This window comes from Ruminiclostridium sufflavum DSM 19573, assembly GCF_003208175.1.
Lineage (GTDB): Bacteria > Bacillota > Clostridia > Acetivibrionales > DSM-1351 > Ruminiclostridium > Ruminiclostridium sufflavum.
Window position 1 is genome coordinate 62,423 of record NZ_QKMR01000018.1, and the last position, 14,242, is coordinate 76,664.

Annotated in this window: 15 protein-coding genes; 12 read left to right on the top strand and 3 right to left on the bottom strand. The window is 38.4% G+C overall.

Going from position 1 to position 14,242, the window contains the following annotated elements:
* Positions 1-223 precede the first annotated feature (223 nt).
* Genes LY28_RS14320 through LY28_RS14330 form a run of 3 tightly spaced genes read left to right on the top strand, consistent with a single transcriptional unit; the run spans position 224 to position 2,412 of the window.
* Positions 224-874 (top strand): HAD-IA family hydrolase, encoded by a 651-nt coding sequence (locus LY28_RS14320; protein WP_110462879.1) that lies wholly within the window; start codon positions 224-226, stop codon positions 872-874.
* Positions 875-880: 6 nt separating this feature from the next.
* Positions 881-1,744 carry a class I SAM-dependent methyltransferase gene (locus LY28_RS14325; RefSeq protein ID WP_110462880.1) on the top strand — a complete coding sequence of 288 codons (864 nt, stop codon included), beginning with the start codon at positions 881-883 and terminating at the stop codon, positions 1,742-1,744.
* Entirely contained in the window at positions 1,741-2,412 is a 672-nt protein-coding gene (locus tag LY28_RS14330; RefSeq protein WP_110462881.1) for an RluA family pseudouridine synthase, read from the top strand. Before LY28_RS14325 ends, LY28_RS14330 begins: the two co-directional genes overlap by 4 nt.
* Before the next feature lie 85 nt (positions 2,413-2,497).
* Here the strand turns inward: LY28_RS14330 and gdhA are convergent, their stop codons facing one another.
* Positions 2,498-3,835 (bottom strand): NADP-specific glutamate dehydrogenase, encoded by a 1,338-nt coding sequence (gdhA, locus tag LY28_RS14335; protein WP_110462882.1) that lies wholly within the window; start codon positions 3,833-3,835, stop codon positions 2,498-2,500.
* A 715-nt stretch (positions 3,836-4,550) separates the two neighbouring features.
* Between gdhA and LY28_RS14340 the strand changes: the two genes are divergently transcribed.
* The 5 genes from LY28_RS14340 to LY28_RS14360 all read left to right on the top strand — a co-directional run bounded on the left by LY28_RS14340 (position 4,551) and on the right by LY28_RS14360 (position 9,647).
* Positions 4,551-5,705, top strand: coding sequence for a THUMP domain-containing class I SAM-dependent RNA methyltransferase (locus LY28_RS14340; RefSeq protein WP_110462883.1), 1,155 nt, complete (start codon positions 4,551-4,553; stop codon positions 5,703-5,705).
* 107 nt (positions 5,706-5,812) lie between these two features.
* A complete protein-coding gene (gene aroA, locus LY28_RS14345) occupies positions 5,813-7,099 on the top strand; it encodes a 3-phosphoshikimate 1-carboxyvinyltransferase (protein WP_110462884.1) in 1,287 nt (428 codons plus the stop codon).
* A 72-nt stretch (positions 7,100-7,171) separates the two neighbouring features.
* Complete coding sequence (gene aroC / locus LY28_RS14350; protein ID WP_110462885.1) at positions 7,172-8,350, top strand: chorismate synthase; 1,179 nt, start codon at positions 7,172-7,174, stop codon at positions 8,348-8,350.
* Entirely contained in the window at positions 8,347-8,856 is a 510-nt protein-coding gene (locus LY28_RS14355; protein ID WP_110462886.1) for a shikimate kinase, read from the top strand. The genes aroC and LY28_RS14355 overlap by 4 nt, the downstream gene beginning before the upstream one ends.
* A gap of 50 nt (positions 8,857-8,906) precedes the next feature.
* Positions 8,907-9,647 carry a response regulator gene (locus LY28_RS14360; protein WP_110462887.1) on the top strand — a complete coding sequence of 247 codons (741 nt, stop codon included), beginning with the start codon at positions 8,907-8,909 and terminating at the stop codon, positions 9,645-9,647.
* A gap of 131 nt (positions 9,648-9,778) precedes the next feature.
* Here the strand turns inward: LY28_RS14360 and LY28_RS14365 are convergent, their stop codons facing one another.
* Together LY28_RS14365 and LY28_RS14370 are read right to left on the bottom strand one after the other, a co-directional pair.
* A complete protein-coding gene (locus tag LY28_RS14365) occupies positions 9,779-10,054 on the bottom strand; it encodes an HU family DNA-binding protein (RefSeq protein ID WP_110462888.1) in 276 nt (91 codons plus the stop codon).
* A 125-nt stretch (positions 10,055-10,179) separates the two neighbouring features.
* Entirely contained in the window at positions 10,180-10,563 is a 384-nt protein-coding gene (locus LY28_RS14370) for a universal stress protein (RefSeq protein ID WP_110462889.1), read from the bottom strand.
* 230 nt (positions 10,564-10,793) lie between these two features.
* Here LY28_RS14370 and LY28_RS14375 point away from each other — a divergent pair, with 230 nt between their 5' ends.
* The 4 genes from LY28_RS14375 (at position 10,794) to LY28_RS14390 (ending at position 14,185) form a co-directional block, all read left to right on the top strand.
* A complete protein-coding gene (locus LY28_RS14375) occupies positions 10,794-11,636 on the top strand; it encodes a fumarate hydratase (protein WP_110462890.1) in 843 nt (280 codons plus the stop codon).
* Between the two features lie 115 nt (positions 11,637-11,751).
* The gene (locus tag LY28_RS14380; RefSeq protein WP_110462891.1) at positions 11,752-12,306 is read left to right on the top strand and encodes a Fe-S-containing hydro-lyase; all 555 of its coding nucleotides are present in this window, start codon (positions 11,752-11,754) and stop codon (positions 12,304-12,306) included.
* Between the two features lie 113 nt (positions 12,307-12,419).
* Entirely contained in the window at positions 12,420-12,623 is a 204-nt protein-coding gene (locus LY28_RS14385) for a DUF1858 domain-containing protein (RefSeq protein ID WP_110462892.1), read from the top strand.
* A gap of 284 nt (positions 12,624-12,907) precedes the next feature.
* On the top strand, positions 12,908-14,185 hold the full coding sequence (locus LY28_RS14390; RefSeq protein ID WP_110462893.1) for an adenylosuccinate synthase: 1,278 nt from the start codon (positions 12,908-12,910) through the stop codon (positions 14,183-14,185).
* The last annotated feature ends 57 nt before the right edge of the window (positions 14,186-14,242 follow it).

The following is a 14,242-nucleotide window of genomic DNA, read 5'->3' on the forward strand; positions in this document are numbered from 1 at the left end:
TTGCTTTGTTTTGGCAGCTTTCAGCCGCAGCAAATTATTATGCTGCAATGGAGTTGCATTTAATAGGATTCATTATAGTATATTTATGTGATATAATTAACATTAACTGCTGTGACAGTAGTTTTTTTGTTTTCCGGTTAATTTTTATGGTTAAAAAATATGAATAAATTCATATAATGAATAAATTTATATTTATCAATAAATACAGGACGGTAATTGAAGAATGATTAATCAGATTATTTTTGACTTTGACGGAACATTAGTCAATTCTCTTGATATTTTTATAAAGATAGGTAATCAAATGGCTGAAAAATATAATATGCAGCCTGTGAGCAGGGAAAAAATAAAGGAACTTATGATGCTTCCTATGAAAAAGAGAATTCAAATCCTGAAATTGCCCAAAATTAAGCTCCCTAAAATAGGATTTGAAGTTTTGCACAAGTTTAATGAGTATGCGGCTAAGGCTGAGCCTTTTGAAGGAATAAAAGAAATGCTTGAAAATCTTCACAAGGAAGGATATGGACTAAATATAGTGTCATCAAATACCCTTGATAATATTAATGCTTTTTTAAAAGAAAATCAGCTGAGTATGTTTAAAAATATGCAGTCGTCAAGAGGCCTTTTTGACAAGCATGTTACTATTGGGAAACTGATTTCAAGGCTGGATGTAAAAAAGGAAGAGGTTATTTATGTCGGTGATGAGTATCGTGATGTTGAGGCATGTAAAAAGATAGGAATCAGAGTTATTTCAGTTTTATGGGGATTTGATCCGAAGGAGCTGCTGGAAAAGGCAGAGCCCGATTTTATAGTATCAGCTCCGGGTGAGATTTCAGAAATTATTATGAATATAAATAATTACGGAATGGGGAAATAGAATACAATGTTACTTGCAGATGAATGGAAGGACTATGAATTAATTGAAACAGGAGATGGAGAAAAGCTGGAAAGATGGGGCGATGTTATACTTAGAAGGCCTGACCCTCAGATAATCTGGCCCATGAAGAATAAAAAGGCTTGGGAAAGGGCTGATGCAAAATACTACAGAAGCCAGAGCGGAGGAGGAAACTGGGAATATAAAAGGAAATTTCCTAACCGCTGGACAATTAGCTTTGAAGAACTGAAATTTTATATTGAGCCAACCGGCTTTAAGCATACAGGGCTATTTCCTGAGCAGGCTGTAAATTGGAAATGGATGATAAAAAAAATACAGAAGGCTAAAAGACCGATAAAGGTTTTGAACCTATTTGCTTATACAGGCGGAGCTACTGTTGCTGCTGCATATGCCGGAGCAGAGGTCTGCCATGTCGATGCTGCAAAGGGCATGGTAGGCTGGGCAAAGGAAAATGTAGCTCTTTCAGGCTTGGCGGACAGGCCGGTTAGATTTATTACGGATGACTGTATGAAATTTGTCCAGAGGGAAATACGCAGGGGGAAAAAATATGATGGAATAATTATGGACCCGCCGTCTTATGGAAGAGGTCCGAGCGGAGAAATATGGAAAATTGAGGATTCTCTTTACAGCTTTGTTGAACAGTGTATGGAGGTGCTTTCGGACAATCCGCTGTTTTTTCTGATAAATTCTTATACAACCGGTTTTTCTGCCGAGGTACTCGGCAACATTCTTAAGCAGACTGTAGGAAGCCGGTACAAGGGGGAATATAACAGCGGTGAGGTTGGCATTCCTGTCAGTCAGTCAGGCCTGGTGCTTCCCTGCGGTATATATGGAAGGTGGGAGAGTGTTTGATACCGAAAGTTATTTATGAGGATAATCATTTGCTTGTTGTTGAGAAGCCTGTAAATATACCTGTACAAGAAGATAATACAAAGGATTCGGACATGCTGGGAATATTGAAGCAGGATTTGAAACGAAGATATAACAAGCCCGGAGAGGTTTATTTGGGACTTGTTCACAGGCTTGACAGACCGGTAGGAGGGATAATGGTATTTGCAAAGACCTCAAAGGCGGCTTCGAGGCTGTCAGAGCAAATAAGGACAAGAGAATTTAAAAAGTCATATCTTGCTGTTGTAAGAGGTATTCCAAGTGCTCGAAGCTGTACGCTCAGAGATTACCTTCTGAAAGATAGTGCTAAAAACATGGTATCAGTAGTGAGAGAAGGAACAAGAGATTCAAAAGAAGCAATTCTTGATTACGAGGTACTGGATTCTAAGGAGGGGCTGAGCTTATTGCAGGTAAAGCTTCATACCGGAAGGCCTCATCAGATAAGAGTACAGCTTTCACATGCAGGATATGTATTATATGGAGATCAGAGATATGGTCCCGATGTAAATGAACCGGGACAGCAAATAGCACTATGGTCACACTCCGTTACCTTTGCACATCCCATAAAAAAAGAGGAAATGACTTTTATATGCAGTACTCCGAAAACTGAGCCGTGGATTAGGTTCAGATAGTAAAAAGCAAGCAGGGCATTTGCCTTGCTTGCTTTTTACTATCTAAACTTACCTATATTGGATTATTGTGATGCCTGTGTGATAATTAATATGCAATGCCTTGTGAATACATGGCATTGGCTACCTTTAAGAAACCTGCAATATTTGCGCCGGCAACGAGATTATCTTCGAAACCGTATTCTTTAGCAGCAGCACTTGCATTTTTGTATATGTTAACCATGATATCCTTCAGCTTTGCATCAACCTCTTCAAATGTCCAGGAGTAGCGCATGCTGTTCTGGCACATCTCAAGAGCTGAAGTAGCTACTCCGCCGGCATTAGCAGCCTTGGCAGGTCCGTATATAATTTTGTTATGTAAATATACATTAACAGCCTCAGGAGTAGATGGCATATTAGCGCCTTCACCAACAGCATAACAGCCGTTTGCAACTAACAGCTTGGCAGAAGCTTCGTCAATTTCGTTTTGTGTAGCTGAAGGAAGGGCGATATCACATTTAATACTCCAGATTCCTGAGCAGCCTTCGGTATATGTTGCGTTCTTATGAATTTTAACATATTCACTTATACGTTTTCTTTCGATTTCTTTTAATTGCTTAACTGTATCCAGCTTTATTCCGTCAGGATCATATATATATCCGTTTGAATCGCTTAATGCTACTACTTTTGCTCCTAATTGAGCTGCTTTTTCAGTAGCGTATATTGCAACGTTGCCTGAACCTGAAATTACAACTGTGGCACCTTTGAAGGATTTTCCTTTTGCTTTCAGGGCTTCATCCATGAAATAGCAGAGACCGTAACCGGTAGCTTCGGTTCTTGCTAAGCTGCCGCCCCAAGTAAGGCCTTTTCCGGTTAAAACACCGGTAAATTCGTTTCTCAGTCTCTTGTACTGGCCGTACATATATCCGATTTCTCTTGCGCCTGTTCCGATATCTCCCGCAGGAACATCTGTGTCGGCACCTATATGCTTTGACAGCTCTGTCATAAAGCTTTGACAGAATCTCATTACTTCTCCGTCTGATTTGCCCTTAGGATCAAAATCGCTGCCGCCTTTACCGCCGCCTATTGGAAGACCGGTAAGTGAATTTTTGAATATTTGTTCAAAACCAAGGAATTTAAGAATACTTGCATTAACTGAAGGATGAAGTCTAAGACCACCCTTGTAAGGACCTATTGCACTGTTGAATTGAATTCTGAATCCGCGGTTAACCTGGACCTTCCCGCTGTCGTCAACCCACGGCACTCTGAATAAAATTTGTCTTTCCGGTTCAACTATTCTCTCGAATACACCTGCTGCAACCCATTCAGGATGCTTTTCAGCAACAATTTCCAGTGATTCAAGAACCTCTTCTACTGCCTGATGAAACTCCGGCTCGTTAGGATTTCTTTTTTTTACTTGATCCATAACATTTTGTAGTATTTTCATTTTAAAACCCTCCTGTATTTTTTTACTTTATATAAAAAATTATATTTTTGTACACAAGGAGATTTTTAAAAATAAACCAAAATGAACCAATATGTATTAAAATTCATATAAAATTCTGTCTTATATCCTTATATAAGGAAAGAATCTTTAAAATGAACCAATATTTATTAGATTATTGGCTACCCCATTGTATACCAAATAATTAACTGATTTTACTTTAAAAATTATATCACTACAACATTATTTTTGCAAGACTAAAATTAAAAAAATTCATTTTTAAATAAAAATAAAACATTGCAAAAATAGATGACTAACTGAAAAGCCTGTATTTATTGACGTATGTGATGAAAATAAAAAAAATATTTGCTGAAATATCCAAAAATAATTAATTGCTGCAAGTGAATTGATTAAAATATGTCATTTGCTTATGCCGAAGGGTAACGTTTAATTTTATCGGATAAAGGCTTTTAGCGGTTATTTTGTCAACAAACCATTGATAGATTTGTGCTGATAGGCTTTTATTTGAAAATTTGAATATGTAAGGTTATTAGATTTTAAATAATTAATATATCTTAAATATTAGTAAATAAAATTTAAATATTTGGATAATTATAATGTCTGACAGGCTCAGGATTGCCATGTCAGGACTTGATTGTTATAGAATATTTTGTTAATATTTTAACCGTAAACATAAATATATGTGAAAGGCAAAAATATGAGTAAATTACAGCTGATAGCTGTCTCGGTATTCGGAACTGAGGCAGTAACTGCAAGAGAACTGAAAAAGCTCGGATATTATGAGCAAAAAGTGGAAGATGGAAAGGTAACCTTTGCAGGAGATGAATACGCAATTTGCAGGACTAATATATGGCTTAGGACTGCAAGCAGAGTACTTTTAAAAATCGGAGAGTTTAAGGCATTGACCTTTGACGAGCTGTTTGAACAAACCAAGGCTCTGCCGTGGGATGAGTTCATACCTGAAGATGCAGAGTTTCCTGTTGAGGGATATTCCATCAGCTCTAAACTGTTTAGCGTTTCAGATTGTCAGGCGATAGTAAAGAAAGCTGTTGTTGAAAAACTTAAACAGCGGTATAACTGTGAATGGTTTAATGAAAGCGGGCCCAGATACAAAATTGAGGTTGCCATACTCAGGGATACGGTGACATTGACTATAGACACAAGTGGTGCGGGACTTCATAAACGGGGCTACAGAAAGCTTGTGGGAGGGGCTCCTATAAAGGAAACCCTTGCGTCGGCTATGATTCTTATAAGCCATTGGAATAAAGACAGAATTTTAATTGACCCTATGTGCGGCAGCGGAACTTTACCTATAGAGGCAGCTTTGATTGGAAAAAATATAGCTCCCGGTCTTGGAAGAGACTTTGATGCTGAAAAGTGGAGCTTTGTATCACAGGACTTATGGGATAAGGCAAGGGATGAAGCTTATGACGCAATAAAGGAGGAAACTGTTCTGAGAATACATGGTTCCGATATTGATGAGGAGGCAATAAGCATAGCGAGATATCATGCCAGAAAAGCGGGAGTGGAGGATTCTATTCATTTTCAGAAAATGCCTGTTTCGGATATAAGCTCAAGGTATAAGTACGGTATTATTATGTGCAATCCTCCATATGGAGAAAGATTGGGTGAAATTGATTATGTTGAGGGCTTATACAAGGATATGGGTAAAATATTCAGGAAGTTCGATACATGGTCATATTATGTTATAACCTCTAATTCGGATTTTGAAAAGTTTTTTGGGAAAAAGGCAGATAAAAAGAGAAAGCTTTACAATGGCAAGCTGCTTTGCAATTATTACCAGTATTTTGGTCCTCCGCCTCCCAAACACATAAATATAAGCGGTGAGTAAAATGGAAAAACATTGACTTGAACAGTATATTTATAATAACATATAAATGTAGAATTTTGTAGTATGGACTGATTTAAATAAAATTGTAATATGGTAGGTGATTTTAATTGATTTTAAAGGCTTTTCAATCTGATGTAAACGGCATGATCAGTATTCCCGGCTCAAAATCGCATACAATACGAGCTCTGTTTTTTGCAGCTTTGGCTGATGGAAAAAGTGAAATTAGAAATCCTCTGGTTTCGAGTGATTCTAATTCAGCTGTTAATTTATGCAAAGCATTTGGAGCAAGCTATGATTGGGACAATAATTGCTATATAGCAAAAGGAGTCGGAGGCAATCCCGGGATACCGGAGGATGTAATTGATGTGGGAAACTCAGGAACCAGCTTGCGTCTGGGAATGATGACAGCTGCACTTGTTCAGGGGTGTACAGTATTTACCGGAGACTATCAAATAAGAAAAAGGCAGATAGGACCGTTGGTTCAGGCCATTAATAGCTTGGGCGGCCAAGCCTTTACCACGAGGGCGAATGATTCCGCACCAGTAGTTGTCAAAGGGAGGGCTTCAGGAGGGTTTACCAGACTGGATGCTGTTACTTCGCAGTATTTATCATCAATTTTAATAAATGCGCCTTTACTGGAAAAAGATACTCATATTGAGGTAATAAGGCTAAACGAAGTTCCGTACGTAGAAATTACATTATGGTGGATGGACAAATTTGGAATTAAATATAGTCATAATAATATGAAAGAGTTTTATATACCTGGACAGCAGCAATATTCCCCGTTTAAATGTGCTATCCCCGGGGACTTTTCTTCTGCTACATTTTTTATGGTTTTATCTGCAATATCAGGGCAGGAATTAAAGCTGACTAACCTTGATATGTCTGATCCCCAGGGGGATAAAAAGGTTTTGTCCGTTCTTGAAGATATGGGGGCAAAGGTTACATATCACAAGGATGAAATAATTGTTAAGGGTGAAAAGCTTCAAGGAAGAGAAATAGATATGAATGCCATACCGGATGCGCTGCCTGCTATGGCGGTAGCAGCTTGCTTTGCCGAAGGAGAAACGAGACTTTTGAATGTACCTCAGGCAAGACTTAAAGAAACTGACAGGATTAGTGTCATGTGTTCCGAGCTGACAAAAATGGGAGCAGATATAGAAGAGCTGCCGGATGGGTTGATTATAAGGGAGAGCAAATTAAAGGGCTGCAGGGTAAACGGGCATGATGACCATAGAATTGTTATGTCTCTGGCAATTGCAGGACTTAATTCTCCCGGTGAGACAATAATTGATACGGCTGAAGCGATGAATATTACTTTTCCGGGTTTTGTAGACTGTATTCGAGACTGCGGCGGCAGAATTGAGCTCTTGGAGGATGAACAGCCGGCTTGAAGAGCAGGCCCTGTACCATTTAGTATCTGGAGTGAACTGCATATTGAATAAAATAACTTGGAGGATATTATTATGATGGGAAATACATTTGGCAGAGTATTCAGAATAACAACCTGCGGAGAGTCATATTCGGGAGCTTTCAGAAAAAATGCGGACATACCCTCAGAGCTATGGGGAGGATTGGCGGTAATTGTGGATGGAGTCCCTGCAGGTCTGAAGATAACTTCTCAAATTATACAGGAAGAATTAGATAAAAGGAAGCCGGGAAAATCAAAGCTTGCGACACCAAGAGCGGAAGCAGACAGGGTTTATATTTTTTCGGGTGTTATGCAGGATGACAGAACAACAGGCGCTCCTGTTTGCATGCTTATACCAAGCAGTGACATAGGGGATTATCATATTAAGCAGCATAGTGACAATAGAGCTTTACTCCGTCCCGGACAGGCTGCATATACCTATTACAAGAAATATGGCGAGCATTCTGATTATCTGGGCGCAGGAAGGGCTTCCGCCCGGGAAACGGCAGCCAGGGTTGCAGGCGGTGCGGTTGCCAAAATTATTCTGGATAGCATGGGTATAGACGTAATAGCATATACAGTTGAGTCTCACGGAATTAAGGCCGGTCCTTTTTCCTATGAGACCGCTAAGCAAAACTACAGAATTAATGATATAAATTGTCCGGATGCGGAGGCAGCGGAGTTAATGACAAAGGACTTGCTTGAGGTAATGAAGGAAGGAGATTCCTGCGGCGGAGCGATAGAAATTATTGCAAAGGGTGTTCCGGCCGGATTGGGAGAGCCTGTTTTTGATAAACTCAGCGCAACTATTGCCCATGGTCTGATGTCTATAGGAGGAGTAAAGGGAATTGAATTCGGAGAAGGCTTTGGAGTTTCTTCAAAGAAGGGCTCGGAATGCAATGACACTCCTTATTATGATGAAGAAACCGGACGCATAAGATTTAAGACTAACAGGTCAGGAGGCTTGCTGGGAGGTATATCAAACGGTGAGGAAATACGCATGCGTGTCGCTGTGAAACCAACTCCAACGATATTGAAGGAACAGTTAACTGTAAATGTAGCAACTCTTGAGCCGGCAGTGCACAAATTTGCTTCCAGAAGCGACCCTTCGTTAGTGCCGAGGGTTTATTCAATATGTGAAGCAATGGTGAGAATTGCATTGGTTGACAGCATAATGATGTCAGCCGGTTATAGAGGTTTTACCGATATGGATGTCAGGTGGGATAAATTATGACACAAGGTTCTGACAAAAGTAATATTGTGCTGATTGGGATGCCGGGGTGCGGCAAAACTACGACAGGAAAGCTGCTGGCAGCATTGCTTGATTACACCTTCATAGACTGTGACCAGCTTATTGCTGATAAAACGGGCAAAAGTCCGAGACAGGTTGTTGAAGAGTCAGGACGGGATTTTTTTCTGAATGTTCAGGAGGAGGCCGTCTTGTCAATAAAGCAAACCAATTGTATAATAGCTACCGGAGGCGGCATTGTACATAGTGATACGGCAATGAAATATCTGAAAACTATAGGATTTGTTTTATTTTTGGATGCAAAATATGATATTATAGAGGAGAGAATGGATGCCTCGAGAAAACTGGTAAGAACAAACGGAAGTCTGCTGGAATTGTATAATGAGAGAAAACCCCTGTATTGTAAATATGCAGATGCAATTATTGATTGTGATTCTGCGGATTCACAATTATTATGTAACAGGATACTGAAGGAAATAGATAATATTTGAAGGTTTAGTATCATAATCAGCTAAAAGGGAAAAGGTTAAAAAGAGATACCATGAATAAAATAAAAGTTTTAATAGCAGATGATAACGTATTAGCAGCAAAAAGACTTTTTGATAAGCTTATAGAGTATGAATATTTTTCTGTTTCTACTGCCAGAGACGGTATAGAGACAATTGAAAAAATTAATAATGAAAAACCGGATGTTGTTTTATTGGACATAATTATGCCAAAACTGGATGGTGTTGGCGTGCTGGAATATGCTCAGACAAGTCTGGACGATGGTAAACCGATTTTTATTGTTTTTTCTGCAGTCAGTCAGGAGAATTATGTTACAAGGGTCATGAATCTTGGAGCAAGCTATTATATATTAAAGCCGTTTGATGAAGCAATTATCGCCACTAGAATACTTCAATTATTTTCTGACCTGAAAAAGGCGAAATATTTTAAAAGTGATAAAATTAATATGGATATAAAGGTTAAAAATCCACATGATGATGAATTAAAGGTTTTAGCGACAAAATATATGCGTGAGTCAGGTCTCAAGGCGCATATGACAGGATACAGCTACATTAGGGATATTATAGTAACGGCATTTGATACATACTGCAAAACAGGAGCTATGCCAAAAGGCATTTATAGAACTATAGCAGATAAAAATAAGGTTTCTGTTCAAAAGGTTGAGAGAGCTATAAGAAATTGCTTCGAAAGTGTTAAGGACAGCACTGCGGAGGCAAAGCTTACAAATTCGCAGGCTATATGCCAGCTTATTGAAAAAATAAGAATAAATAATTAATCATTTTATTGATGATTAAAGATTTTCGAATAAAAGGTCTGTTGTATGAAGATTCACCAACTATTAGGAAATTATTGCATTTATAAGAATACAAAAAGCCCTGATTTTAGTCAGGGCTTTTATGTAACTAATTAAGCGTTAACAGTATCTTTTAATCCCTTACCAGCCTTGAATACTGGAGCTTTGGATGCAGGAATAGTTATTTCTTGCTTAGTTTGTGGGTTTCTGCCCTTTCTTTCCGCTCTTTCCCTTACTTCGAAGGTTCCAAAACCAACTAAAGTGACTTTGTCGCCAGCCTTAAGAGTATCTTCTACTGAAGAAATAAATGCATTTAAAGCAGCTTCACTATTCTTTTTGTTTAAGCCTGATTTAGATGCAATCGAGTTGATTAAATCTGATTTATTCATTGTACAACCTCCTAAAAATGGAATTCGACATTATTTTATAATGAAAACACTCTAAAGTCAAGCCTTTCGAGGCAAAATAGTAATATCGTACCACAAAAACATGGAGAAAATTAACATTTTGATAATCAATTGGGTACAACATGTATTTCAACGCTATTTAAGGCCTCTTTTAACGATTTATAAAAATAGTTTTCGCTATGATCACCCTTGGAATCTCCAAGAACTAATAAATCAATTTTATTTTCAAATGCATAATCAACTATTGTATCAACTATATTATCAGATCTTAAAACTGTCAGATTAGCACCGACTGATTTTGCAATTCCAAAAAGATATTCCAGTGCTTCGCCTTCCTTTTCGTTATCAAGGAAGCTCCAGTTATTTTTAGCAACATGGATAATAAATATTGAATCATTATTATTCGAAAACTCTAATGCTTTTCTGATAAGTCGTTCACATGTTTTCTGTTGAGTGACGCAAACTAATATATTACTACCAGATTGGCTCAATTAATGACCTCCTCTCTTATATATTATTATACTAAATTATTATTGTTTTGTCTTTCAATATTAAATGAAACTTAATATTCTATTTTTAAAAACCCGGGGAGCTTTTGAGTATCACACAGGCAGCTTAAATATTATTTACAAAAAGTAGTATTGCAGTTAGCAGCTTTAAGGGGTAATATTAAAAAGTATAATAGAGTGGAAAATTAATATTAATGGAGGCTTTTGGTAACATGAGAGATATTGATGCCGAAAAAATAATAGAAGCTGTGAAAAATATGTGCATGAATGCCAACTATTATTTGAATAATGATATAAAACAGGCTATGGAGAGCGGCTTACAAAGTGAACGGTCTCCCATCGGTACACAAATACTGGACAAGCTGTTGATAAATGCAGAACTGGCGGCTGAGAAGAAAGTAGCTATATGTCAGGATACCGGAATGGCAGTGGTTTTTGTTACTATAGGACAAGAAGTGCATATCACCGGGGGAGGATTAGCTGATGCTATTAATGAGGGCGTAAGAAGAGGATACAGCGAAGGCTTCCTGAGAAAATCGGTAGTGGGTGACCCTATTGAACGAGTTAATACAGGTGACAATACACCGGCTGTTATACATTATGAGATTATTCCCGGTGATGCCCTGAAGATAGAATTAGCGCCAAAGGGCTTTGGAAGTGAGAATATGAGTGCATTAAGGATGCTTAAGCCGTCAGACGGCATAGAAGGAGTAAAAAGCTTTATATTGGAAGCTGTGGACAAAGCCGGGCCGAATCCATGTCCTCCAATTGTAGTAGGAGTAGGAATAGGGGGAACGATGGAGAAAGCAGCTATTCTTGCAAAAAGAGCGTTATTAAGGCCGGTTAATATAAGGAGCAATATAGAGTATGTTAAGAATTTAGAAAAAGAAATGCTTCAAAAGATAAATGAGCTTGGCATAGGACCGGCAGGGTTAGGCGGAAACAATACTGCATTGGCTGTAAATGTGGAGACATACCCGACTCATATAGCCGGATTGCCGGTGGCAATAAATATAAGCTGTCATGTAACCCGCCATGCGGAAGCTGTATTATAATTTGATTCTTTAAATAACCGGAGGTTTCTTCCGGATCGGGTATTTCATCAATTTTAGTGCCGGGCACACAGTGAAATTTTGTGCTTTGAGTACAGTGAAAGGAAGGATTTGTAATATGCATCACAATATAACAGCACCATTTGACAGAAATACGGTAAAAGAATTAAAGGCAGGAGATACAATTTCATTGAGCGGAGTAATATATACTGCAAGGGACGCTGCACACAAAAAACTGATAGAATTATTGAAAGAAAATAAAAAACTGCCATTTGATATAGAAAATCAGACAATATACTATGTTGGGCCATGTCCTGCGAAGGAGGGCGAAATTATCGGCTCTGCGGGGCCAACCAGCAGCTACAGGATGGATGCGTATGCACCTGAATTAATTAAGCTGGGAGAGACAGGAATGATAGGCAAGGGGCTTAGAAATGAGCACGTTATCAATGCAATGAAGGAATACGGTGCGGTATATTTCGGTGCTATTGGCGGGGCAGGAGCATTAATGGCTGAATGCATAAAAAAACAGGAAATAATTGCTTTTCCGGAATTAGGTGCAGAGGCGGTAAGAAAGCTTGAAGTTAAAGATTTTCCGCTTACAGTTATAATTGATTGCTATGGAAATAATTTATATGAAATAGGGAAAAATGAATACAGGAAATGCAAATAGTGTTTACGACCATGCATTAATTACATTTTCTATATATTTTTAAAATTCATTAGTGTATAATAGCAATGAATGTGAAAAGGTATTATTAATCAATTATCAAGGAGGTTTATTATATGGCAAAGGTTACTAAGGATATGATTATTTCCGATGTGCTGGATTTGGACAGAGGGACTACACCGATATTTTTAAGCAGCGGTATGCATTGCTTGGGCTGCCCTTCCGCTTCAGGCGAAAGTATTGAAGATGCTTGTGCAATCCATGGGATTGATGCTGATAAATTAGTAGAAGAATTAAATAAATATTTAGAATCAAAATAACTCAAATATTGAGGACAAGCTTCTGATTAAAAAAGAGACTCGCAAAACGGGTGCTGTTGCGATAACCTGTATAAGTTAAGGCTCATACATTATTGCTGCCGCCACATTTTTGCCGGAGTCTCTTTTTATTGTAATTGTATAGATATACGAGTTTTTGTTGTATTATACTTTTTACTAAGTTATAATTTAATAGGTTGATTTAGTAAAGTGAAGTGGAAAATTGATAAAAAGCTTTATTAGTTGGAAATACGTGTTTGCATTCAAATAGACAGGAGGATATTATAATGGCCGTAAGAGTAGTAGTAGGAACTCAATGGGGTGACGAGGGCAAAGGCAAGTATATAGATATGCTTGCTGAAAAGTCCGATTTTATTGTGAGGTTTTCCGGGGGAAATAATGCGGGGCACACTATTGTGGCAAATGGAGCTAAGTACGCACTGCATCTGATTCCGTCGGGGATACTTCATACAGATAAAACCTGTATTATAGGAAATGGTGTTGTTGTAGATCCTGCAGTTTTGCTTAAGGAAATAAAGGATTTAAATGACAGGGGAATAACAACGGAGCACCTTCTTATAAGTGACAGAGCACATGTTATAATGCCTTATCATATAGGTCTGGATGAGCTTCAGGAAAATTTCAGATCAGAGGAAGGTAAAATCGGGACAACAAAAAGAGGCATAGGCCCTTGCTATGCCGATAAGATTGAGCGTTCTGGAATAAGAATGTGTGATCTTATGGAAAAGGATGAATTTATAAAAAAGGTAAGGTCAAATCTTGAGCTGAAAAACCTGATAATAGAAAAAGTATACGGCGGAAAGCCATATGATGCAGAAAGTATTATTGATGAGTATTTGGGCTATGCAGAGCAAATAAAGAAGTATGTTAAGGATACCAACAGTATTCTGGCTGATGCTATTGATCAGGGAAAGGATATATTGTTTGAAGGCGCTCAGGCAAATTTCCTGGATATAGATTTTGGAACATACCCATATGTAACATCTTCAAGCCCAACTGCCGGAGGTGTGTGTACCGGCTCAGGGGTGGGACCCATATATGTAAACGAGGTTTATGGAATATTGAAGGCATATACCTCAAGAGTCGGAGCCGGCCCATTTCCTACAGAGCAGGACAATGCAGTTGGCGATGCCATAAGAGAGCTTGGGTGGGAGTACGGCACAACAACAGGAAGGCCGAGAAGGTGCGGCTGGCTGGACACCGTTATGATAAGGTATGCCGCTAAAATAAATGGATTAACTGCGCTTGCAATAAATCATGTTGATACTATTGGAAAGCTCGACGAAATAAAGTTATGTGCAGGCTACAAAAAAGACGGGATAATAACAAGGGTATTTCCCGCCAGCTTGAACGAGCTTGCAAAGTGTGAACCGGTGTATGAGGTTTTTGAACCGTGGAAAGAAGATATTTCAAGTGTTAAATCTTTCGATGAGCTTCCTCAAAACGCCAAGAAGTACTTAAACAGGATTGAAGAGCTTGTAGGTGTCAGGATTGGCTTAATAGGCGTTGGAAAAGACAGAGAGCAGATTATTGAGAAACTATAGGCTTCAGCACTGAAATAAGCCAATAGTCAAGCCTTGATTAATTTTTGAAACTGTAAA